This window comes from Serratia sp. 14-2641, assembly GCF_001692375.1.
In the GTDB taxonomy this organism is placed as follows: domain Bacteria; phylum Pseudomonadota; class Gammaproteobacteria; order Enterobacterales; family Enterobacteriaceae; genus Chania; species Chania fonticola_C.
The window spans coordinates 393,216-416,895 of record NZ_LXKR01000044.1 but is presented as its reverse complement, the minus strand read 5'-3'; the positions used below and the strand labels follow the sequence as shown (position 1 = coordinate 416,895).

Below are 23,680 nucleotides of genomic sequence, written 5' to 3'. Positions count from 1 at the left end.
GCCTTAGCCGAGAAGGGTTTGCATATCCTGCTCTACGGTGGTGACCGAACGCAGGCCGAATTTTTCATTCAGCACCGCCAACAGATTGTCGGTCAGGAACGCCGGGGCGCTTGGGCCGGTGACGATATTTTTCACCCCTAGCGACAGCAGCGTCAGCAGAATGACGATCGCTTTCTGCTCGAACCAAGACAGCACCAGGCTGAGCGGCAGGTCGTTGACCGTGCCACCGACTTTCTCGGCGAGTTTGACTGCCAGCATTACGGCGGAATAGGCATCGTTACATTGGCCAACGTCCAGCAGGCGCGGTAGCCCTTCCAGCGTGCCGAAGTCCAGCTTGTTGAAGCGGTATTTACCGCACCCCAGCGTCATGATCAGGCAATCTTGCGGCACGCTGCGGGCAAAATCGGTGAAGTAGCTGCGTTCGTCACGGCTGCCGTCACAACCACCTACCAGAAATACGTGGCGCAGTTTTTTCTGTACTACCAGATCAACCACGGTATCGGCAGCGCTGAGCAGTACCTGGCGGCCAAAACCGACGGTGATCAGTTGTTCGATTTCGCTGTAAGGGAAGCCAGCCAACTGCTGGGCTTGAGCGATCACGGTGCTGAAATCATCCCCTTCCAGATGGTTGACACCAGGCCAGCCAACGATGCTGCGCGTCCAGATGCGATCGCCATAGTTGCCGACGTTCGGATCGATAATGCAGTTGGAGGTCATGACGATCGAACCCGGGAATTTGGCAAATTCGGTCTGCTGATTTTGCCAGCCGCTACCGTAGTTACCCACCAGGTGTGGGAATTTTTTCAGCTCTGGATAGCCATGGGCCGGTAACATTTCGCCGTGGGTATACACGTTGATGCCGGTGCCTGCGGTCTGTTCCAGCAGCAAGCGCAGATCTTTCAGGTCGTGTCCGGAGATCAGGATCGCCTTGCCCGCCACCGGGCGCACGTTGACCTTGGTCGGCTGTGGGTCGCCAAAGGCGCTGGTTTCGCCGCGATCCAGAATAGCCATCACGCTGAAGTTCATTTTACCGATGGCCATCGAGTTGTTCAGCAGGGTCTCCAAATCGCTCGGTTGGGTGCCCAGCCAGGCCATAAAGGCGTGGTAATCAGCATAGATCTGGTTGTCGAACTGGCCCAGCACATGGGCATGTTCCATATAGGCGGCGGCCCCTTTCAGGCCATACAGGCACAGCATCCGCAGGCCGTGGATATCGTCGCCTACCTCGGCTTTATCTTTATTGAGGGCAAACTGCGCAGCCTGTTGCAACAGCGCAGGCATATCGTTGCCAGCCAGTTGCAGCTGGGCCAGTGGGTGATCGACCCGCACACTGGCGTCGAGCAGGCGGCAGCGAACCGCCAGCGAGTCACGCAGGGCAATGGTGTCACGTGCATAGCCGATAATGCGTTCGGAATCGAAGTTAACGTTGGTCAGCGTAGAGAAGAAGGCGCGTGGGGAGAAACTGTCGACATCATGATCGATAATGCCCAACGCGCGCGCCTGCAAGGCCCAGGCAGAGAGCCCTTGCAGCGCCGCTATCAACAGATCCTGCAGGTCGGAGGTTTCTGCCGTTTTGCCGCACATCCCTTGGGCGTAAGAGCAGCCGTTACCTGCCGGTGTCCGGATGGTTTGTTCACATTGCACACAGAACATAATCGCTTCCTTTTTTAAAGTTGCATTTATAATGCTTGTTTTGAAGCATAGATCGATGACGCAACCTTAAAAAGGCTTTTGTGATACAACTTTAACAAAGTTTGATTTAGAACAAGTTGGCGTGCGGATGGGAATTATTACGCTTTGATCAGCAGGCGCGGCGAGCCGCGCCCGTGGGCGTCAGGAGAACAGGGCGATTAATACCGGAGCCAACAGGCTCAGCAAGAATCCGTGCACGATGGCGGGAGGCACCATTTCTATCCCGCCGCTGCGTTGCAGAACCGGCAGTGTGAAATCCATCGAAGTGGCACCACATAAACCCAATGCAGAGGAGCGGCTACGACGCACCAGCGTAGGGAGCAGCATTATTGCCACCAGCTCGCGAGCCAGATCGTTGAAGAAGGCGGCGCTGCCCATCACTGGGCCATAGGCGTCGGTGATCAGGATGCCGGAAAGGGAGTACCAGCCAAACCCCGAAGCCATCGCCAAACCGGCTTTCAGCGGCAACCCCAGCAGCAGCGCTGCCACTGCACCACCCGCCAGCGAACTGAGTGCCACCACCACGGCGACCATCATGCCACGGCGATTGAGGGCAATCTGGCGCAGCGTCATCCCACTGTTGCGTAGCTGTGCGCCTACCAGAAGCAGCAGAAACAGCAGGGCGTATTCACTGCCTTGGCCAGCAAATTGCAGCCAGTGCCACTGGGTGAGGCCCAAGGCAAAACCACCCACCACCACTCCACAGAGCTTCAGGGACTCCAATGCCATATGCAGGCGCGAGGGCAACGTTTCTTGCTTGTGAGTACTGTGCCAGGGGCGGCGGCGTTCAAACAAAGATAACCACAGGAGATTGGCGCAGAAAATGCACAGAAAAAATACCAGGGTGTACTGAAAGATCAGCATCAGGTTGCTGCTGAGGTTTTCCAGGAATGCCAGGCTGATCCCCATAATGAACAGGATCACATACACCATCCAGCTCAGCAGGCGGTTAATGGCCCGGATCAGGGTGACGCTACGCAAGGGGACAAGATAACCGACGATCAGCGGTATCAGTATAATCAGCAGTCCTGAATACATGTGAAACTAGCGTCCTTTAAGTTGGGATAATGCGGCAAACCTAACACGCTAACCAAAATGGCCTAAGGAGTAAAGTGGCGTATTTACGTGGTTTGCAGCACGCTGTGGCAATGTCTGCTTGACCTGTAATGGCTTTATTGCTCATCCTCAAGGTATCAGGCGAATAAAGGAGTCAGCAGATGTACCTGGAGCGTGTTGAGATTGTAGGATTTCGCGGTATCAACCGGCTTTCATTGACGCTGGATGATAATACCGTGCTACTGGGGGAAAATGCCTGGGGCAAGTCCAGCCTGCTGGACGCCATGACCTTTTTGCTGGCCCCCGAACAGACGCTGTACCGCTTTGAAGCCAAAGATTTCTACTTCCCACCTGGCGACGAAGCGGCGAAAGATCGTCATTTGCAGATTATCTTTACCTTTTGTGAAAAGGATACCGGCCATGCGCATCTGCCGCGCTATCGCCATCTTTCACCTCTGTGGTCGAAGGGGGAAGATAGCCTGAGCCGCATTCACTACTGCTGCGAAGGGGAATTAGACGATGATGACACGGTATGCACCTGGCGGCGTTTTCTTGATGCCGATGGCAACGCCTTGCACCTGCACCATATCGATCAACTGGTACATGCCCTGATCCGTATTCATCCGGTGCTGCGGCTGCGTGATGCGCGCTTTATCCGCCGCCTGCGGCCCAGTTCACTCAGCGATCGCCTCCCTGCCGATAACGAAGCCCTGGCACATCAGTTGGATCAACTGACGCGTGAACTGGTGCGCAACCCGCAAAAGCTGACCAATGCCGAACTACGGCAGGGGCTGGCGGCGATGCAGCAGTTGCTGGAACACTATTTTGCCGAGCAAGGTTCGCAGATTGCCGGGCCACGCCGCCATCGTCAGCCGCCGGAACAACAGGCGTGGCGTTCGTTGGACAGCATCAACCGCATGATTGCCGAGCCTAACAGCCGCAGCATGCGACTGATCCTGCTGGGGATGTTTTCTACGCTGCTGCAGGCCAAGGGCAATGTAAAACTCGATCCCCATGCCCGGCCATTATTGCTGGTAGAAGACCCGGAAACGCGCCTGCATCCCATCATGCTGTCGGTAGCCTGGGGGTTGCTCAACCAGATGCCGTTGCAGCGTATTACCACCACCAACTCCAGCGAACTGGTGTCGCTGGTGCCAGTGGAGCATATTTGCCGCCTGGTGCGCGAATCGGCCCGGGTTGCCACCTATTGCCTTGGGCCAAAGGGGCTAAGTGCGGAGGACGGGCGGCGCATTGCGTTCCATATCCGCTTTAACCGGCCCGCCTCGCTGTTTGCCCGTTGCTGGCTGCTGGTGGAGGGGGAAACCGAGGTCTGGCTGCTTAACGAACTGGCGCGCCAGTGTGGCTATCGTTTCGAGTCCGAAGGCGTGAGGGTGATCGAGTTTGCCCAATGTGGGCTGAAACCCTTGCTGAAGTTTGCCCGGCGCATGGGCATTCAATGGCACGCCCTGGTAGATGGTGACGAAGCGGGGAAGAAATATGCCAATGCCGTACGCAGCATGCTGGATAATCACGAAGATAACGAGCGCGATCGTTTGACCGTGCTACCTGCGCCGGATATGGAGCATTTCATGTATCGGGAGGGATTCAGCTCGGTCTATCACCGGGTGGCTTCGGTACCGCTAAAGGTACAGATGCCGGTGCGTAAGGTGATCATCAAAGCGGTGCATCACACTTCAAAACCCGATCTGGCGATTGAGGTGGCCATGCAGGCCGGGGCGTGGGGCACCGACTCGGTGCCACCGTTGTTGAAGAAAATGTTCTCCCGCGTGATATGGCTGGCGCGGGGCCGGGCGGATTAAGAAAAGTGTTTGCTAATCCCCTGTTGGAGCTCATCCAGTAACTGGTAACGGCGGCGATATTCCGCGCGTTTTTTGCTGGCGATGGTTTCCATCGGCTTGCGGCCAATGTGCTCGGGTAACAGGAAATAGCCGTTATCGAGTTGCTTGCCGCCCATGGAAAGCCAGAACTGATCGTAATCAGCATGCAGCTGACTTTTCTTTTTGTGGTGGTAGCGCCAGTTTTGGTAAATATGGGTGGTGTTGCCTACCGCGATCAACTGCCGGATACCCAACTGTTGGGCCAGGTGGCAAATGCCTTCCAACACCAGGCGTTTTGGAAACAGGCCGTGGCAGGCTTTGGTCGTATTCTGGATCTCAGCGTGCGGCACCGTGGAATTGGCGCCTTGCATACCTCCGATAAATAACGTGGGTTGTTGCTGGTAAATCATCAAGGTGAAGGTCATTTCAGCCAGCATGATCCCTTGGCTATTACGCAACAGTAGGGTCGTTTCACCCTCTTTATTCAAATGGTCCAGAGAGGCCAGTTGCAGGCAGATGTGCTCACCATTTTTGTCCTGTGCGCGGCTCAAGGTAAAGGGATGGCTCCCCAGTTGGCCGAGGTGCATCTTCAGCGGCATGCGTTGGGCGAGCAGATCGTAGTGATCGCGCAGGGCAAACAGACGGTCGATGCGGCTCATGTTATTCGCCAGATAGGGGCGATGCAGCTTGCAGGGCAGATTGGGCTGCGCGCTTAAAATCTCATCCAGCAGCGGGTTGGCGGCCAGCGTATTGAGCAGGCTACGAGTCGTGGGCCAGCAGAGTAGCGAACGGCCAAGAAACTTAAGGCGGAATGACGTTTTTTTCCAGGCATTGCTGGGCACTTTCTCGCCGTTGATCAGTGCCGTCATCAGTTGGCTGGCCGGTTCGGCCGATATGAGTGGATAGCTGAGCTGAGACATGATGAAATCCTGGTTTGTGTCTAAATGACTATTTCATCAAGGCTTCACTAAACAGGAGTTCAATACGGCATGGCAAAATTGCATTGCTCGAAATACGTTGAGCCTGGGTTTAGTTATCGGAAACGCAACATGCTAATTTACTTGGGTTGCCATGGTTGGCAGCCTGAGAATGACAGGAAATAGGTAGGAACAAACATTGACGTGGTTATTCAAAAGTAAGAAACGCGGGTTGCTGGTGTGCGCCGTTCTGGTGGTGCTTGCCGCTGTGGCTTATTGGCACTTTAGCCATCCGGCCCCGGTGGAGTTTAAAACCGTCAAGGTCGTTAAACGCGATCTTGAGCAAAGCGTATTGGCAACCGGCCAACTGGACGCGGTGCGTAAGGTTGATGTGGGGGCTCAGGTCAGCGGACAGTTGGAGAGCCTGAAGGTCGAGATTGGCGATAAAGTGCAAAAAGGCCAACTGCTCGGCATTATCGATCCTCAGCAGGCACAAAACAGCATTCGGGAAGGCGAAGCCACGCTGCAGCAACTGCAAGCCCAGCTGCAACAGGCTTTGGCGGAGCAGCAACTGGCAGAGGTCACCTTGCAGCGTAACCGCGAACTGGCCAAGGTGCAGGCAGTATCGCGCCAGGATCTGGACCAATTCGCCACCAATCTGGCGGTGAAAAAGGCGCAGGTTGCGACCACTCGGGCGGAGATCGCCAAAAATCAGGCCAGCCTGGATACCGCCAAGATCAACCTTGCCTACACCCGTATCGAAGCGCCGATGGACGGCGATGTGGTACAGATCACCACCTTGCAGGGCCAGACGGTGATCGCCGCGCAGCAAGCGCCCAACATTCTGACGTTGGCAGACATGAGTACCATGCTGGTGAAGGCCCAGGTTTCCGAGGCGGACGTGATCCACCTCAAGCCGGGGCTGAAAGCCTGGTTTACCGTGCTGGGGGATCCGAGCAAACGTTTTGACGGCGCGCTGAAAGACATTCAGCCCACGCCAGAGAAGGTCAACAACGCCATTTTCTATTACGCGCGTTTCGAAGTGCCAAACCCACAGGGCTTGCTGCGTCTGCAAATGACCGCGCAGGTGCATATTCAGCTGGCTGGCGTCAGCGATGCGCTGGTGGTCCCGCTGGCGGCATTGGGGGATCAGATCGCCGATAACCGTTACCACATTTCGGTGCTGAAACAGGGCAAGGAAGAGAAGCGTGAAGTCACGATCGGCATTCGCAACAATGTGGATGTGCAGATTGTCAGCGGGTTGCAGGCCGGTGAAGAAGTGATTGTCAGCCGCGGCGGCGCGGAGGCCAGCTGATGACGGCACTGTTAGAACTGAGTGATATCCGGCGCAGCTACCTCTCCGGCGATCAGACCATAGACGTGCTGAAAAATGTCAGTCTGCGCATTGATGCCGGTGAGATGGTGGCGATTATGGGGGCTTCCGGCTCCGGTAAATCGACGCTGATGAACATTCTCGGCTGCCTGGACAAGCCCAGCGCCGGGACTTACCGCGTAGCCGGGCAGGATGTGGCAACGCTTGATGGTGATGCGCTGGCCCAACTGCGGCGCGAGCATTTTGGCTTTATCTTCCAGCGCTATCATCTGCTACCCCATCTGAGTGCGGCGCATAACGTGGAGGTGCCTGCGGTTTATGCCGGTCTGGGCAAGGCAGCACGGCGCGAAAGGGCGGCGGCTTTGTTGCAACGTCTGGGGTTGGGGGAACGTATCACCTACCGGCCAAGCCAGCTTTCGGGGGGGCAGCAGCAGCGTGTCAGTATTGCGCGGGCTTTGATGAACGGTGGCCAGGTGATCCTGGCGGATGAACCGACCGGTGCGCTCGACAGCCATTCCGGTGAAGAGGTGATGACGATCCTCAAGCAACTGCGCGAGCAGGGGCACACCGTGATTATCGTCACGCACGATCCGGCGGTAGCACAACAGGCAGAGCGGATTATCGAGATCCGGGACGGTGAAATCATCGCCGACTCTCGGCCACAGGCGCAGGGTAACCCGCAGGCCAAAATGCTGGATATGGCCACGCCAGCGCCTTCCTGGCAGCAGGTAGCGGGTCGTTTCCGTGAGGCGTTGGTGATGGCTTGGCGTGCTATGGCAGCCAACAAGATGCGCACGGCGTTAACCATGTTGGGGATCATCATCGGCATTGCCTCGGTGGTCTCGATCCTGGTGATCGGCGACGCGGCCAAGCAGATGATCCTGGCAGACATCAAATCCATCGGCACCAACACCGTGGACATCTATCCCGGCAAAGACTTTGGTGATGACGATCCCAACTTCCGCCAGGCGTTGAAGTATGGCGATCTAAGCGCGTTGCGTGAGCAACCTTATGTCAGTGCGCTTTCGCCGAATATCAGCAGCAGCATGCGGCTGCGGTTTGGTAATATTGATGTGGCCGCCAACGTCGCGGGCGTCGGTGAACAATATTTTCGAGTTTACGGCATGGCGCTTTCTCAGGGGGTTGGTATCGATGCCCTACAGGTACAATCCCAGGCGCAGGTGGTGGTGATCGACGCCAATACCCAGCGGCGGCTGTTCCCGCATAAAAAAAACGTGGTGGGAGAGGTGATCCTGATCGGCAATATGCCAGCCACGGTGGTCGGTGTGGCCAAGGAAAAACAGTCGATGTTCGGCAGCAGCAAGGCGCTGAGCGTGTGGGTGCCCTATAGCACGATGGCCAATCGCCTGATGGGCAACGACTATTTTGACTCGATCACCGTGCGTATCCGTGAAGGCTATAACAGCCAGGAAGCGGAACAGCAGTTGACGCGGTTGCTGACGTTGCGCCACGGCAAGAAAGACTTCTTCACCTACAACATGGACAGCCTGGTGCAAACCGCGGAGAAAACCACCCGTACGCTGCAACTGTTCCTGACCCTGGTGGCGGTGATTTCTCTGGTGGTTGGCGGGATTGGGGTGATGAATATCATGCTGGTCTCGGTAACGGAAAGAACGCGTGAAATCGGCATTCGCATGGCGGTGGGGGCGCGCTCTGGCGATGTCCTGCAACAGTTCCTGATCGAGGCGGTGCTGGTCTGCCTGGTGGGGGGGGCTTTGGGGATAGCGTTGTCGTTCGCGATTGGCCTGTTGGTGCAATTGGCGATGCCGGGCTGGCAGATCAGCTTCCCGCCTGTGGCCTTGCTGAGCGCGTTCTTGTGTTCCACCGGTATTGGCGTGGTGTTCGGCTATCTGCCAGCACGTAGCGCTGCGCGGTTGAATCCGATTGACGCCTTGGCGCGTGAGTAACAGCAAAAATAAAATGCCAGTCGTACGGCGGCTGGCATTTTGAGTTGGTAGTGCAGAAGTGGCTGAAGGGGCGCGTTTAGGCCATTGCCTCGCTTTCCAGCGGCATAATCAGGCTCGCGTGGTTCCCTTTCGGCCCTTGATGTACGTCGAACCTGACCTGCTGGCCCGCTTTCAACGTTCGGTAGCCATCCATTTTAATTGTTGAATAATGCGCGAAGATATCTTCACCGCCGCCTTCCGGGCAGATAAAGCCGAACCCTTTGGCGTTATTGAACCATTTAACAGTACCCGTCTCCATGCTGCTACATCCCTCGCAATGCTATTTTTAAAATGAGATGAATAACTGATCCAGGTGAGTTCCAACTGGTCAAAAGACCAACAACTCACAAAATTACACTCTAGAGCAAATGATCAACACGTCAAGGGATTGGCCAATGCCCGTGTCGGGCAGTTCACTAAAGTTTGAAGTAGTTAACGCTATTGATATGGTTTGGTAACAAATTGTGGCTGCGATAGGGGCGATTAATCGCGTTGTGCTGCGGCACGTTAACCGCGAAGATGGTAAAATAGTCTTGATACTCCCGTTTGAATAACCCGAACATGGCCCCATATACTGAGGCATGGCAGAGAAGATGAGCAGCAATGGGCAATAGCAACGATTGGCTAAATATTGAACACTTGGCCGAAGAAAAACAAATCGATGCGGTAAAACCGCCGTCAATGTATAAAGTTATACTTAACAACGACGATTACACACCGATGGAATTTGTGATTGACGTTCTGCAAAAGTTCTTTTCTTATGATATTGAACGTGCAACGCAACTGATGCTCACGGTCCACTATCAAGGCAAGGCGATCTGCGGTGTTTTCACCGCTGAGGTTGCGGAAACCAAGGTGGTCCATGTGAACCGTTACGCAAGGGAGAATGAGCATCCGTTGCTCTGTACGCTGGAAAAAGCCTGAAAAGGCAATCTATTGGGGAGGTGCCTATGCTCAATCAAGAATTGGAACTCAGTCTCAACATGGCTTTCGCCAGAGCGCGCGAGCACAGACATGAGTTTATGACCGTGGAGCACCTGTTGCTGGCGTTACTCAGCAACCCTGCCGCGCGCGAAGCGCTCGAGGCTTGTACGGTGGATCTGGCCGCGTTACGCCAGGAGCTGGAAGCCTTTATCGAACAAACCACACCAACGCTGCCCACCAGCGAAGAGGAGCGCGACACCCAGCCGACGCTCAGCTTCCAGCGTGTACTGCAGCGTGCGGTATTCCACGTGCAGTCCTCCGGCCGGAGCGAAGTGAGCGGTGCCAACGTGTTGGTGGCGATCTTCAGCGAACAGGAGTCCCAGGCGGCATACCTGCTGCGTAAACACGACGTCAGCCGTCTGGACGTGGTGAACTTCATTTCACATGGTACACGTAAAGATGAGCCGGGCCAGGCACCTAATGCGGAAAACCCGGTAAACGAAGAGCAGCCTGGAGGGGAAGACCGTATGGAAAACTTCACCACCAACCTCAACCAACTGGCCCGCGTCGGCGGTATCGATCCGCTGATTGGCCGTGACCGTGAACTGGAGCGCGCCATTCAGGTGCTGTGCCGCCGCCGTAAAAACAACCCGCTGCTGGTGGGGGAATCCGGCGTAGGTAAAACCGCCATTGCCGAAGGGCTGGCGTGGAGGATCGTGCAGGGCGACGTGCCAGAGGTGATGGCAGACTGCACGCTCTACTCGCTGGACATCGGCTCATTGCTGGCAGGCACCAAATACCGTGGCGACTTTGAGAAGCGCTTCAAGGCGCTGCTCAAACAGCTGGAGCAGGATAAGAACAGCATCCTGTTTATCGACGAAATTCACACCATCATCGGTGCCGGTGCGGCTTCCGGTGGGCAAGTGGATGCCGCCAACCTGATCAAACCGCTGCTGTCGAGCGGCAAGATCCGGGTGATTGGCTCCACCACCTATCAGGAGTTCAGCAATATTTTCGAAAAGGACCGTGCGCTGGCGCGTCGCTTCCAGAAAATAGACATTACCGAGCCGACGCCGGAAGAGACCATTCAGATCATCAACGGTCTGAAAACCAAGTACGAAGCGCACCATGACGTGCGTTACACCGCTAAAGCGGTACGTGCTGCGGTAGAACTGTCGGTGAAATACATCAACGACCGTCATCTGCCGGACAAGGCAATCGATGTGATCGATGAGGCTGGTGCGCGTAGCCGGTTGCTGCCGGTGAACAAGCGTAAGAAAACGGTCAACGTGGCGGATATCGAATCCGTAGTTGCACGCATTGCGCGTATCCCGGAAAAAACCGTCTCCGCCAGCGATCGTGACGTGCTGAGAAGCCTGAGCGACCGCCTGAAAATGCTGGTGTTTGGCCAGGATCCGGCCATTGAGGCGCTGACCGAAGCGATCAAGATGAGCCGTGCCGGTCTGGGCCAGGATCGCAAGCCGGTGGGCTCCTTCCTGTTCGCCGGGCCGACCGGGGTAGGGAAAACCGAGGTTACCGTGCAGCTGGCGAAGGCGCTGGATATCGAATTGCTGCGGTTTGATATGTCCGAATATATGGAACGTCATACCGTCAGCCGTCTGATTGGTGCGCCTCCGGGCTACGTCGGTTACGATCAGGGCGGCCTGCTGACCGATGCGGTGATCAAACATCCGCACGCGGTGGTACTGCTGGATGAAATCGAGAAAGCGCACCCGGACGTGTTCAACCTGCTGTTGCAGGTGATGGACAACGGGACGCTGACCGATAACAACGGCCGTAAAGCAGACTTCCGTAACGTGATCCTGGTGATGACCACCAACGCCGGGGTACGTGAAACCGAACGCAAATCGATTGGCCTGATCGAACAGGACAACAGCATCGACGCGATGGACGAGATCAAGAAGGTGTTTACGCCAGAATTCCGTAACCGTCTGGACAACGTCATCTGGTTCAACCATCTGTCTCCTGCGGTGATCCAGCAGGTGGTCGACAAGTTTATCGTCGAACTGCAGGCACAGCTGGATGCGAAGGGCGTGTCGATGGAAGTGAGCGACGAAGCGCGTGACTGGCTGTCGGTGAAAGGCTATGACCGTGCGATGGGCGCTCGTCCAATGGCGCGTGTGATGCAGGAAAGCCTGAAAAAACCGCTGGCCAACGAACTGCTGTTTGGTTCTCTGGTTGACGGCGGCTCGGTGAAAGTCGAGCTGGACGCAGACAAGAAACAGCTGACTTACCACTTCCTCAGTGCCCAGAAGCGTAAAGCGGATGAAGGTGCGGTGCACTAAGCGGTAGGCAGGTAACGAAAAAGCGATGCTTTGGCATCGCTTTTTTTATACGTGAATTTCACGGACTACAAATTGGACCAGGTCGGGGCGAACATGTTCGCCTCCAACAAAATGAGTGAGCCCTCTCAGTTTACCTGCGCCAACACAACTCGGTGTAGAACGTTGCTGCGGGGGTAAACGGAAAGGGCTCTTTTGAGGGATCACATCCTCGGTGTCGCCAGTGGCTGGCGACGGGTGAGCCGATTAACGGCTACGGAAGACAATGCGGCCTTTGCTCAGGTCGTACGGGGTCAGCTCTACAGTGACTTTGTCACCCGTCAGGATGCGGATATAGTTTTTGCGCATTTTACCGGAGATATGAGCGGTAACCACGTGCCCGTTTTCCAATTCAACACGGAACATGGTGTTCGGCAGCGTATCAAGAACGGTGCCCTGCATTTCAATATTGTCTTCTTTGGCCATCGAATCCTCTAGGTGTAACTACCTTAGTTTTTAACCGGCAAGATAATGCCGAAAAACCCACATTATGTAAAGGAGTGTCGGTGAACAATGCACCGATTCCACAAAATTAGTCAGTTTGGGAGGGCAGTTCAACCAGCTGTGGGGGTATGACTTGCGCTGTCCAGCATTCCGGCGCTAACACCCTGCGCTGAAGGTTGCTCAACTGCTGCAAAAATTGGCGGCGGGGAATTTCTCTCGCTCCAAGCCGGGCAGTGTGAGCGTTAAGCACCTGACAGTCAACCAATTCTCCTCCATAACCGGCAAAATGGCGGCAAAACGCCCATAAAGCACACTTTGATGCGTTGGTGGTGCGGCTAAACATTGATTCACCGCAGAACAGCGCTCCCTGAGCGACACCGTACAGGCCGCCGATCAGCTCTTCCCCCTGCCACACCTCAATGGAATGGGCGTGCCCGAGGTGATGCAATTGTAAATAGGCTTGCTGTACCTCCTCGCCGATCCAGGTGCCTTCATCGGGCCGGTATGAGCATGCGGCGATCACGGCGGCAAAATCATGATTGAGAGTAATGCGGAACGGCGGGTTGCGCAGGAATCGCTTGAAGCTGCGGCTGACATGGAATTGCGCTGGGAACAGCACCGCCCGAGGGTCCGGTGACCACCAGAGGATGGCTTCCCCAGGCGAATACCAGGGGAAGATCCCGCGCTCATAGGCTGCCAGCAGCCGCGCAGGTGCCAAATCGCCACCGATGGCCAGCAGTCCGTTAGGATCGTGCAGGGCGGCCTCTGGTGAGGGAAACGCTACAGACTGCGATGACAGCTTAACAATGCGCATAAAACCTCTTAGCGTCGCCCTCAGGCGGTTTTACAGCGATACATTACTGATACGTTGGCGGAATTGGGCGTAACGGCCAGGCTGGCGCATCAGCGCTGCATGGCTGCCTTGTTCCACAATACTGCCACCGTCCATCACGCAGATGCGATCGAAATGCTCGAGCCCATAGAGTCTGTGAGTCACCAGAATTAACGTCTTGCCACGGCAATGCTGGCGCAACAGGGCCAGGATCTGTTGTTCGGTTTCGGCATCCAGCCCTTCAGTTGGCTCATCCAGTAGTAATAGCGGGGCTTGATGCAGCAGGGCGCGAGCAATGCCCAGACGGCGTTGCTCACCACCGGAAAGCTGGCGGCCACCTTCACCCAGCCAGGCATTCAGCCCCTCATTTTCCAGCAGCTTATCCAGACCGACTTGTTGCAGTGCGAGGTTTAAGTCCTCATCGCTGGCCGCAGGTGCGGCGATACGCAAGTTTTCACGCAGGGTACTGCTGAAGATATGTACCCGTTGGCTCACTACCGTAGTCATGGCGCGCAGCGTAGCTTCATCATAGCTAGCCAATGGTTGGTCGTTGAGCAGGATTTGGCCGCTGTCAGCATTCCAGGCGCGGGTCAGTAATTGCAATAGGGTCGATTTACCACAGCCGGTACGGCCCAACAGCGCGATGTGCTCACCAGCGGCGATGTTCAGCGTCACGTTGTTCAACACCGGCAGCGGCTGGTCGGGATAGGTGAAGGACACCTTGCTCAGTTGCAACTCTGCGCCTGGCTGTGAGGCTGGACCGCTGGCAGGGAAGGTGACTTCCGGTTGCTGATCGATGATCTGCTTGACCCGGGTCGCCGAAGCGATCACCTGGCCCAGATGTTGGAACGCGGCGGCGACGGGCATCATGGCTTCAAAAGAGGCCAGGGCGGCAAAGGCAAACAAGGCAATCAGGGCCCCGGGTTGGGTATCGCCACCGATCCCCGCAGCGGCAAGCCACATCAATAGCGTGACGGTGAGGCCACTTGCCAGGATCATCAGCGCCTGAGCAATCCCCCCTAGCGAAGCCTGTTGCCACTGACGGCTTTGCCAACGCTGTTCGGTTGCACTGAGCTTATTTCGGAAACCGTCCAGCGCGCCAAACACCACCAGTTCGGCCTGCCCCTGGAGCCAGGCGGTCAGGTCGGTGCGGTACTGGCTGCGTAACAGGGTCAACTCTTCCCCAATAGGCTTACCTGCGCGATAGAAGATCGGCGGAACGGCCAGCAACAGCAATAACAAAATTCCGCCCAGCGTCAGGGCTAGTGGAACATCCAGCCAACTGAGGCCGAAGGTGACCACCACAATCACCACCGCAGCGCTGACCATCGGCGAAATAACGCGTAGGTAGAGGTGATCGAGCGTATCGACGTCGGCAACCAGGCGGTTGAGAAGCTCAGCCTGACGGAAGCGGGCAATACCACCCGGTGACAGCGGCAGGATCTTGCGGAAGGTAAAGACCCGCAGATGGGACAACACACGGAAAGTGGCGTCATGGCTGACGACCCGTTCTGCATAACGTCCGGCGGTACGGAAGATTGCCGCACCCCGTACGCCAGCGGCCGGTAGCATGTAGTTGAAGGTATACAATCCCGCCAGCCCGGCCAGAGAAGAGGCGGCCAGGAACCAGCCGGACAGCGCCAGCAGGCCGATACTGGCCAGCAGGGTGACGATAGCCAGCACGATACCCAGTAAAATCAGAAACGTGTGACGACGATACAACGCCAGGAATGGCAGCAAAACGCGCATGATTATAGCTCCCCGCTGCGGTGTGCAATCAGTTTGGCAAACAGACCGGGCTGGGTGCTGAGCGTGGCGTAGTTGCCCTGCTGCACGATTTTGCCGCTGTCCATCACCCAAATCTGGTCATAATCTTCGGTATCTTCCAACTGGTGCGTGACCAACAGCGTGGTCTGCTGATGAGAGGCTGCATTCAGCGCCTGCATCACCAAACGTTCGCTGTGGGCGTCCAGGCTGGCCGCAGGCTCATCCAATAACAGCAAGCGGCGCGGGCTGAGCAGCGCTCGCGCTACGGCCACACGCTGAGCTTGCCCAACGGAAAGGCGGGCAGCACCGTCGCCCAGATCGGTTGCCAACCCTTTTGGCAGGTGGGGCAGGAATTCGCTGACGTAAGCCTGTTCGACGGCCTGCTGCAATTGGGCCTCGCTGGCCTGCGGGTAGCCGAGCAGAATATTGTCCCGTAACGTTTGGGCTGGCAGATGGGGGTTTTGCCCCACCCAACCCAGTTGCTGACGCCAGTTAACCGCAGCCAGCTCGCGCAGTTCGATGCCGTTGATCAGCAACGAGCCACGATAGGGCAGGAAGCCCAGTAGCAGATTCAACAACGAACTCTTCCCGGCACCGCTAAGCCCGACCAAAGCAATGCGCTGGTTGGCTGGCAAGGTAAAATCAAGCGGCCCTGCAAGCACTACCCCATTTGGCGAGAGGATTTCCAACTGCTGTGCCCGTATGGTCAGTGCTTCTTCGCTATTTAGCGTTTGAGAGCCATTGCCAACCTGCTCACCCTCGGCGGCCAGGAAGGTTTCCAGCGCTTCAGCAGCGCCCACAGCCTGAGCTTTGGCATGGTAAAAGGCGCCCAGATCGCGCAGCGGTTGGAAAAACTCCGGTGCCAGGATCAGCACCAGAAAACCGGCAAACAGTGTTACGCCCATGCCATAGCTGCCAAAGTTCAGTTCACCGAGGTAGGAGAAACCAAAATAGACCGCCACCACGGCGATGGAAATCGAGGCGAAGAACTCAAGCACGGCGGAGGAGAGGAAGGCCAGACGCAGCACTTCCATAGTGCGCTGGCGGAAATCTTCTGAGGATTTGGCAATGTGATCGGTTTCAGCCTGGCCGCGATTAAACAGACGCAGAGTATCCAGGCCGCGCAGGCGATCGAGGAAATTGCCGCTGAGCCTTGCCAGTGCGACAAAGTTACGGCGGTTGGCATCGGCTGCCCCCATACCGACCAGCGCCATAAACAGCGGGATCAGCGGAGCGGTAGCCAGCAGGATAAACCCGGCCGCCCAGTTGATCGGGAAGACGGTGATCAGGATCAGCACCGGGATAAACACGGCCAGATACATTTGCGGCAGATAGCGGGAATAGTAATCCTGCATATCCTCAATTTGCTCAACGATGATGCTGGCCCAGCTCCCGGCGGGCTTGCCCTGGATCCAGGCGGGGCCAAGCTGTTGCAGCTTATCCAGCACCTGCGCACGCATACGCTGGCGAATGACCTGCCCGCAGATGAAGCCGACCCGTTCGCGTAGCCAGCTCAAGAAGGCGCGCAAGGCAAAGGTGGCGGCCAACCAGATAAATGACGAAACCAGTTCGCCACGGGGCTGATGCTCAATAATCAGCGCATGGAGCAGTGAGGCCAACAGCCAGGCCTGGGCGACGATCAAAATGCCGCTTGCCAGGCCTAACAGCATGGATAAACGCAGCCAACGCTGCGCCAACGTACTCTGTGTTTTGAGCCAACGGGTTAACTGGTGCTGTCTGGTTTTTTTCATCAGGTAGTCTGCGTCGCCGATGCCTGTTGTAGCAGGCTTGGTTAACGTACTGTTAAAAAAGTGTTTGTCTCAGCGGGAAATAAGACAAGTGAACGCTAATGTTACCTCGTCACTCGGTAGACGTGAAATAAATATCCCTTTCATAACTTGGGCAACAGTCACGTTTTTAGCGCGGATGGGGTTGTTTTGAACTTTCAGGGGTGGGGGATAAAAATAAGGCGGCCCACAGGCCGCCTCGGTATCATTGCTGATGAGGGCTTACTTAACTTCGGCCTGCGCGATACCGTCGAGATAGCGTTCGGCATCCAGTGCGGCCATACAGCCCGTTCCGGCGGAAGTGATTGCCTGGCGGTAAATGTGATCCATGACGTCACCTGCGGCAAATACGCCTGGGATGGAAGTCTGGGTCGCGTTACCGTGAATGCCGGACTGCACGTTGATATAGCCGTTTTCCAGCTCAAGCTGCCCGCCAAAAATCGCGGTGTTCGGGCTGTGACCGATCGCGATAAATACGCCGGCAAGCTCTACGTCTTTGGTCTGCTCAGCGTCTTTGGTGCTGCGTAAGCGCATTCCGGTGACGCCCATCTGATCGCCCAACACTTCGTCTAACGTGCTGTCCGTATGCAGGATGATGTTGCCGTTCTTCACTTTTTCCATCAGGCGATTGATCAGGATCTTTTCGCTGCGGAAAGTGTCACGGCGGTGCACCAGGTGAACTTCAGAGGCGATGTTCGACAGATACAGCGCTTCTTCCACGGCGGTGTTGCCACCACCGACTACGGCGACCTTCTGGTTGCGATAGAAGAAACCATCGCAGGTAGCACAGGCGGAGACCCCTTTGCCCTTGAAAGCTTCTTCCGATGGCAGGCCTAAATAACGGGCCGATGCGCCAGTAGCGATAATCAAGGCATCGCAGGTATATTCACCGCTATCACCCAACAGGCGGAAAGGACGGTTCTGCAGATCGACACTGTTGATATGATCAAACACGATCTGGGTGTCGAACTTTTCTGCGTGCTCACGCATCCGCTCCATCAGCGCCGGGCCGGTCAAACCTTCGGCATCGCCTGGCCAGTTCTCCACTTCGGTAGTGGTGGTCAACTGACCGCCTTGCTCCATACCGGTGATCAATACCGGGTTCAGGTTCGCGCGCGCAGCATAAACCGCTGCGGTGTAGCCAGCTGGGCCAGAGCCCAGGATCAATAATTTGCTATGTTTAGCCGTGCCCATGAATAACCTCGTTTCCCACAATGGCGGACAATGGAACCGATTGTAGGGAAAATGCGGCAGTAAAAAAAGCGCCAGGGGATGTTGTTACCGATTTGTTTGATAACCAGCGTCTATTAGCCGAGTTTTTATCCCTCGGCAGGGCGGGGAACTGAACGCGATAATTTTGTACAGCAATAGGCTAAAAACGCGGTTATTGCCGGGTTTATGGGGGTAACTGCCCGGTTTTGAATGAGGGAAATTCTTAACAAAAAATCAGGTGCTCAGTTTTGCTGGCGGTACGTTCTACTGATTTTACTTCTTTTACTTTGACAATCCGCTGCGCATTTGCGAAAACATCATAGGAAGAAGAAATTAACCCCGTGCCAGCAGCAAATCGTAGGCATTTTCGCCACCCAGGCAGAACATTGCCGGGTTGCGATGGGTGAGGGAGGGTTTGCCCTGGCGGGAGTTGATGGATTTCTGAACGTAAATCATTTGAATTCGTTGCCCAGAGGTGACAGACAGGCTGGGCAACGGCGGAAGATGGTAGTGACGAATAGTGACGAAGCACAAGGGCGGTTGGTATTACGTATCCTGTTCCCTCAGGGGGATGAACCGCTTAACACTGGCATCGGGTCTTCGCTTGGAACAAATCCTTGCACATTGACGTTGGCTAGGGTGTGGCAAGTGCAGGGAAGAACATAAGAGAGACAATAATAATGGTAGATACTAAAAAACGCCCGGGGAAAGATCTCGACCGTATCGATCGCAACATCCTCAATGAGTTGCAGAAGGATGGGCGCATTTCGAACGTCGAACTTTCAAAGCGCGTGGGGTTATCCCCAACCCCTTGTTTGGAGCGTGTGCGCCGTCTTGAGCGTCAAGGCTTTATTCATGGGTATACCGCATTGCTTAACCCGCATTATCTGGATGCTTCCCTGCTGGTCTTCGTGGAAATCACGTTGAACCGCGGCGCGCCGGATGTGTTTGAGCAATTCAACTCTGCGGTGCAAAAACTTGAAGAAATTCAGGAGTGTCATCTGGTTTCCGGTGATTTCGACTATCTGTTGAAAACCCGTGTGCCAGATATGTCAGCTTACCGTAAGCTGTTGGGCGAAACTCTGTTGCGTTTACCGGGGGTTAATGACACCCGTACTTACGTCGTGATGGAAGAAGTCAAACAGAGTAACCGTCTGGTTATCAAAACACGGTAAGGTGCAGGTGCAAAACCTGATTAAATTCGTTACACTCCTGTTTATTCATACAGTTTTGGCGCCGGGGAAACTTCCCGGCGCCGTTACTCTATCCGTCAACAGGAACCTGGAGTGCCTTTCTTGAGCCAGGAATACACAGAAGATAAAGAAGTTACCCTGAAAAAACTCAGCAGTGGGCGGCGTTTGCTCGAGGCTGTGTTGATCGTGGTGGCAATATTTGCCGTTTACCTTATGGCTGCGTTGGTCAGTTTCAATCCTTCCGATCCTAGTTGGTCGCAAACTGCCTGGCATGAGCCTATCCACAATCTGGGCGGCGGAGTAGGCGCATGGTTGGCCGACACGTTGTTCTTCACCTTTGGGGTCCTTGCCTATGCGATCCCACCGATTATGCTGGTGTTGTGCCTGTCCGGTTACCGTCGGCGCGATGACGGCGATTATGTCGATTTCTTTGGGCTCTCGTTACGTTTGATCGGCACATTGGCGCTGGTGCTTACTTCGTGTGGCCTGGCGGCGTTGAACGTCGACGATCTCTATTACTTCGCTTCCGGCGGGGTGATTGGCAGCCTGCTAAGCAATGCCATGTTGCCGTGGTTTAACGGCATTGGCGCCACCTTGGCGCTGCTCGGCATTTGGGCTGTGGGGCTGACTCTGTTCACCGGCTGGTCATGGCTGGTGATTGCGGAAAAAATTGGTGGTGTAGTGCTGGGCGCCGCTACCTTTATGACTAACCGTTCACGCCGTGAAGACCGCTATCACGACGATGACGATGTCGTGTTCGATGAGCACGAGGAAAGCGGCCAACCTGTGGCACCTGCTGCTATGGAAGTTGATGAGGACGACGCGTTGTTCTCTGCCTCTTCCGTGACCGAGACCGCCGAAGAAGAAGCGCAAGATGCCGCTGATCCTTTATTGAGTGGGTTGCGTGCCAGCGATGATGACTTCCCGCTTGCCGAGCCAGCGCCGGTCGTTACCGATATCCCGGTAATGCCGAAAGCGGCCGTTCAGGCTCCGGTCACCGTGGCCCCGACAGCGCCTGCCTCCATCAATCAGCATCCATTAACCCCTGCGCCGCCACAAGACACGCCGCCGCTGTATTCGTTTGAACTGCCAGAAGAGACTCCGGCACCGAGAACGACGCGCGTAACGGAGCCTTATCGTGAGGAACATGAGCCGCGCCTGGGTGACTGGCAGACCCCCGTTACGCCAAAACCAGAGCCGTCACCGTTTGATTTCTCTGCGGCCCAGCGGGATAGCGACGATGTCATTGGCTCGACGGGTTTCAGCGCCAGAGAGGTAGTGAGGCCAGCGGCGGCTGCCGCAGCCGCAGCAACCGCCGGCGTGGTGAACAACACCTTTATGCCTGCGTTTACTGCCACCAGCGATGCGAGCTCGCAGATCAAACAGGGCATCGGCCCGGAACTGCCACGGCCAAATCCGGTGCGTATTCCAACCCGGCGTGAGCTGGCCTCCTACGGCATCAAGCTGCCTTCGCAGCGGATCGCGGAGCAGGAGCAGCGCAACCGTGGGGATGAACCTCAGCCAGAACCGGTCAGCAATCCGCAGGAAGAAGATGAAGCCTTGCAAGAGGCCGCATTGCGTCAGGCCTTTGCCGAACAGCAAAGCCAGCGCTATGGCGAAGAGTATCAGCAAGAAGAGTATCAACAAGATGACGAAGATGCGCAGCGTGAGGCCGAACTCGGTCAGGCATTTGCCGCGCAGCAACAGGCACGCTATGGCGTAGAAGAGCCGCAGCCTGATCCAGAACCGGCTCCGGTGACTCGTCCGGTGGATACTCGCCAGGCCTACAGTTTCTCACCGATGGCAGATCTGGTGGATGACGGCCCAACCGAGCCGCTGTTTACTCTGTCGCCACAGCTTGAGGATAGCATCGAGCAGGAAAGCGAGTTGGAAGACGATGTGCCGTTCGGGCAGTTTGAGCCTGAGGTGCCCGCTTATCAGGCACCGCGTCCACAAACTAACCCTGCGCCTGGTTACCAGCCGCAGCAGACTTATCAGCCACCCGTTCAGCAGCAACCGCCAGCACCAGCGATGGACAGCCTGATCCATCCATTCCTGATGCGTAATGATATGCCGCTGCAGAAACCGACTACGCCACTGCCAACGCTGGATCTGTTGACCGAGGCCCCGAAAGAGGTCGAGCCGGTCGATACCTTCGCGCTGGAACAGAAAGCGCGGCTGGTGGAAGCCAGCCTGGCGGATTACCGCGTCAAGGCCGACGTGGTCGATATTCTGCCTGGCCCGGTCATTACCCGCTTCGAACTGGATTTGGCTCCTGGCGTCAAGGCCGCGCGTATCTCCAACCTGTCGCGCGATCTGGCCCGTTCATTGTCAACTTCCGCCGTGCGTGTGGTGGAGGTGATCCCAGGTAAGCCTTACGTCGGCCTAGAGTTGCCGAACGTCAAACGGCAAACCGTGTATCTGCGCGAAGTGCTGGATTGCCCAGCCTTCCGCGATAATCCATCGCCTCTGGCGATCGTATTGGGTAAAGATATCGCGGGTCAGCCAGTGGTTGCCGATCTGGCTAAAATGCCGCATCTGCTGGTAGCCGGCACCACCGGTTCTGGTAAGTCGGTCGGGGTCAACGCCATGATCCTCAGCATCTTGTATAAAGCCACGCCGAAAGAAGTGCGCTTTATCATGATCGACCCGAAAATGCTGGAACTGTCGGTCTACGAAGGCATTCCACACCTGCTGACCGATGTGGTTACCGATATGAAAGACGCCGCCAATGCGTTGCGTTGGTGCGTAGCCGAGATGGAGCGCCGCTATAAGTTGATGTCTGCCCTGGGGGTTCGTAACCTGGCGGGCTATAACGAGCGCGTCGATCAGGCCGAGGCGATGGGGCGGCCAATCCCGGATCCGTTCTGGAAGCCAAGCGACAGCATGGATATCACGCCGCCGGTGTTGGAAAAAGAGCCGTACATCGTGGTGATGGTGGATGAATTTGCCGATCTGATCATGACGGTGGGCAAAAAGGTGGAAGAGTTGATCGCTCGCCTGGCACAGAAAGCGCGTGCTGCGGGGATCCACCTGGTGCTGGCAACCCAGCGTCCTTCGGTGGACGTGATCACCGGTTTGATCAAGGCCAACATCCCGACGCGTATCGCCTTTACCGTATCGAGCAAGATCGACTCCCGCACCATTCTCGATCAGGGAGGAGCGGAATCCTTGCTGGGGATGGGCGATATGCTGTATCTGGCACCGAACTCTTCGATACCGGTGCGTGTGCACGGGGCGTTTGTCCGCGATCAGGAAGTTCATGCCGTGGTTAAAGACTGGAAAGCGCGTGAGCGGCCGCAGTATAAAGAGGGCATTCTCAGCGCCGGTGAAGACGGTGAGGGTGGCGCAGGCGGTGGTCTGGACGGTGACGAAGAGCTGGATCCGCTGTTCGATCAGGCGGTTGAGTTTGTGGTGGATAAACGCCGTGCCTCGATTTCCGGTGTACAGCGTCAGTTCCGCATCGGCTACAACCGCGCCGCGCGTATCATCGAACAGATGGAAGCGCAGGGCATTGTCAGCGAGCAGGGGCATAACGGTAACCGTGAGGTGCTGGCCCCGCCACGGCATGACTGATTGCCATCAGGCGCTGTAACCATAATAAAAGGGCCGCTTTGCGGCCCTTGTGCAAAGAAGCGTAAACCCCCGCTTTATCGGAATAGTGCTCTGGCTGTCAGTCAAGCGCTTCGGGTAGAGTGGAGGTGTTCAGGGTTATATTGACCCAGTTTGCGGTAAACGCATTTCATAAGGTATCTGGAATAATGAAAAAACTGTTGATGGCCTGTTGTCTGCTTTCGGGATTCGCGTCTACTTCCGTGTTGGCGGATGCTGCGCAAGATTTGCAAAGTCGTCTGGCGAAAGTAAACAGTTTCCATGCCAGCTTCTCCCAATCGGTCACCAGTAGTGACGGCGCTGCGGTGCAGCAAGGGGAAGGTGAGTTATGGGTAAAACGCCCCAATCTGTTTAACTGGCACATGACCTCGCCGGATGAGAGCGTGCTGGTTTCGGACGGTGAGACCCTGTGGTTCTACAACCCGTTCGTCGAGCAGGTGACGGCCACCTGGCTGAAAAACGCCACCGGTAATACGCCCTTTATGCTGATCACCCGTAACGATGCTAACGACTGGAAAAAGTACAACGTGAAGCAGAAAGGCGATGATTTCGAACTGACGCCAAAGGCCAGCAGCGGTAATCTGAAACAGTTTGCCATCACCGTGACCAATAGCGGCACCATCAAAAGCTTTGCCGCGGTTGAGCAAGATGGTCAACGCAGCGCTTATCAGTTGAAGAGCCAGCAGAGCAGCAGCGTTGATGCTGCCAAATTCAAATTTACCCCACCGAAGGGGGTGACGCTGGACGACCAGCGCCAGTGAGGT

General features: G+C 56.1%; 18 protein-coding genes. 8 read left to right on the top strand and 10 right to left on the bottom strand.

Annotated features, from left to right (window positions below; genetic code table 11):
- Nucleotides 1-3: 3 nt before the first annotated feature.
- Together hcp and A6U95_RS17235 are read right to left on the bottom strand one after the other, a co-directional pair.
- Entirely contained in the window at nt 4-1,653 is a 1,650-nt protein-coding gene (gene hcp, locus A6U95_RS17240; protein WP_065685341.1) for a hydroxylamine reductase, read from the bottom strand.
- Between the two features lie 180 nt (nt 1,654-1,833).
- Nucleotides 1,834-2,730 carry a lysine exporter LysO family protein gene (locus A6U95_RS17235; protein WP_059200376.1) on the bottom strand — a complete coding sequence of 299 codons (897 nt, stop codon included), beginning with the start codon at nt 2,728-2,730 and terminating at the stop codon, nt 1,834-1,836.
- Nucleotides 2,731-2,909: 179 nt separating this feature from the next.
- Here A6U95_RS17235 and A6U95_RS17230 point away from each other — a divergent pair, with 179 nt between their 5' ends.
- The gene (locus A6U95_RS17230) at nt 2,910-4,568 is read left to right on the top strand and encodes an ATP-dependent endonuclease (protein ID WP_065685340.1); all 1,659 of its coding nucleotides are present in this window, start codon (nt 2,910-2,912) and stop codon (nt 4,566-4,568) included.
- Here the strand turns inward: A6U95_RS17230 and A6U95_RS17225 are convergent.
- Nucleotides 4,565-5,506 (bottom strand): VirK/YbjX family protein, encoded by a 942-nt coding sequence (locus A6U95_RS17225; protein ID WP_065685339.1) that lies wholly within the window; start codon nt 5,504-5,506, stop codon nt 4,565-4,567. The two genes, A6U95_RS17230 and A6U95_RS17225, sit on opposite strands and share 4 nt — an antisense overlap.
- A gap of 196 nt (nt 5,507-5,702) precedes the next feature.
- Between A6U95_RS17225 and macA the strand changes: the two genes are divergently transcribed.
- Together macA and macB are read left to right on the top strand one after the other, a co-directional pair.
- Nucleotides 5,703-6,818, top strand: coding sequence for a macrolide transporter subunit MacA (macA, locus tag A6U95_RS17220; protein WP_065685338.1), 1,116 nt, complete (start codon nt 5,703-5,705; stop codon nt 6,816-6,818).
- Nucleotides 6,818-8,764: a macrolide ABC transporter ATP-binding protein/permease MacB gene (gene macB / locus A6U95_RS17215; protein WP_065685337.1), complete on the top strand. Its 1,947-nt coding sequence runs from the start codon at nt 6,818-6,820 to the stop codon at nt 8,762-8,764. The genes macA and macB overlap by 1 nt, the downstream gene beginning before the upstream one ends.
- 76 nt (nt 8,765-8,840) lie before the next feature.
- Here the strand turns inward: macB and cspD are convergent, their stop codons facing one another.
- Entirely contained in the window at nt 8,841-9,062 is a 222-nt protein-coding gene (gene cspD, locus A6U95_RS17210) for a cold shock-like protein CspD (RefSeq protein ID WP_021804952.1), read from the bottom strand.
- Between the two features lie 344 nt (nt 9,063-9,406).
- On the opposite strand from cspD, the gene clpS reads away from it, so the two are divergent.
- Entirely contained in the window at nt 9,407-9,727 is a 321-nt protein-coding gene (gene clpS, locus A6U95_RS17205; protein ID WP_021804950.1) for an ATP-dependent Clp protease adapter ClpS, read from the top strand.
- A gap of 26 nt (nt 9,728-9,753) precedes the next feature.
- Nucleotides 9,754-12,033 carry an ATP-dependent Clp protease ATP-binding subunit ClpA gene (gene clpA / locus A6U95_RS17200; protein WP_024529873.1) on the top strand — a complete coding sequence of 760 codons (2,280 nt, stop codon included), beginning with the start codon at nt 9,754-9,756 and terminating at the stop codon, nt 12,031-12,033.
- A gap of 243 nt (nt 12,034-12,276) precedes the next feature.
- On the opposite strand, the gene infA is transcribed toward clpA, so the two are convergent.
- From infA to A6U95_RS31725, 6 genes are all read right to left on the bottom strand, one after another.
- Nucleotides 12,277-12,495 carry a translation initiation factor IF-1 gene (infA, locus tag A6U95_RS17195; protein WP_002211347.1) on the bottom strand — a complete coding sequence of 73 codons (219 nt, stop codon included), beginning with the start codon at nt 12,493-12,495 and terminating at the stop codon, nt 12,277-12,279.
- 106 nt (nt 12,496-12,601) lie between these two features.
- Nucleotides 12,602-13,327 (bottom strand): leucyl/phenylalanyl-tRNA--protein transferase, encoded by a 726-nt coding sequence (aat, locus tag A6U95_RS17190; RefSeq protein WP_065685336.1) that lies wholly within the window; start codon nt 13,325-13,327, stop codon nt 12,602-12,604.
- Nucleotides 13,328-13,357: 30 nt separating this feature from the next.
- Nucleotides 13,358-15,094, bottom strand: a complete 1,737-nt coding sequence (gene cydC, locus A6U95_RS17185; protein ID WP_065685335.1) for a cysteine/glutathione ABC transporter ATP-binding protein/permease CydC — start codon at nt 15,092-15,094, stop codon at nt 13,358-13,360.
- A gap of 2 nt (nt 15,095-15,096) precedes the next feature.
- Nucleotides 15,097-16,863: a cysteine/glutathione ABC transporter permease/ATP-binding protein CydD gene (gene cydD / locus A6U95_RS17180; protein WP_065685334.1), complete on the bottom strand. Its 1,767-nt coding sequence runs from the start codon at nt 16,861-16,863 to the stop codon at nt 15,097-15,099.
- Between the two features lie 258 nt (nt 16,864-17,121).
- The gene (gene trxB / locus A6U95_RS17175) at nt 17,122-18,093 is read right to left on the bottom strand and encodes a thioredoxin-disulfide reductase (RefSeq protein ID WP_065685333.1); all 972 of its coding nucleotides are present in this window, start codon (nt 18,091-18,093) and stop codon (nt 17,122-17,124) included.
- A 351-nt stretch (nt 18,094-18,444) separates the two neighbouring features.
- On the bottom strand, nt 18,445-18,567 hold the full coding sequence (locus A6U95_RS31725) for a hypothetical protein (RefSeq protein ID WP_255518594.1): 123 nt from the start codon (nt 18,565-18,567) through the stop codon (nt 18,445-18,447).
- 224 nt (nt 18,568-18,791) lie between these two features.
- On the opposite strand from A6U95_RS31725, the gene lrp reads away from it, so the two are divergent.
- The 3 genes from lrp (at nt 18,792) to lolA (ending at nt 23,677) form a co-directional block, all read left to right on the top strand.
- Nucleotides 18,792-19,286: a leucine-responsive transcriptional regulator Lrp gene (gene lrp, locus A6U95_RS17170; RefSeq protein WP_021804943.1), complete on the top strand. Its 495-nt coding sequence runs from the start codon at nt 18,792-18,794 to the stop codon at nt 19,284-19,286.
- 120 nt (nt 19,287-19,406) lie between these two features.
- A complete protein-coding gene (locus A6U95_RS17165; protein ID WP_065685427.1) occupies nt 19,407-22,880 on the top strand; it encodes a DNA translocase FtsK 4TM domain-containing protein in 3,474 nt (1,157 codons plus the stop codon).
- Between the two features lie 185 nt (nt 22,881-23,065).
- Nucleotides 23,066-23,677 (top strand): outer membrane lipoprotein chaperone LolA, encoded by a 612-nt coding sequence (gene lolA, locus A6U95_RS17160; protein WP_024529867.1) that lies wholly within the window; start codon nt 23,066-23,068, stop codon nt 23,675-23,677.
- The last annotated feature ends 3 nt before the right edge of the window (nt 23,678-23,680 follow it).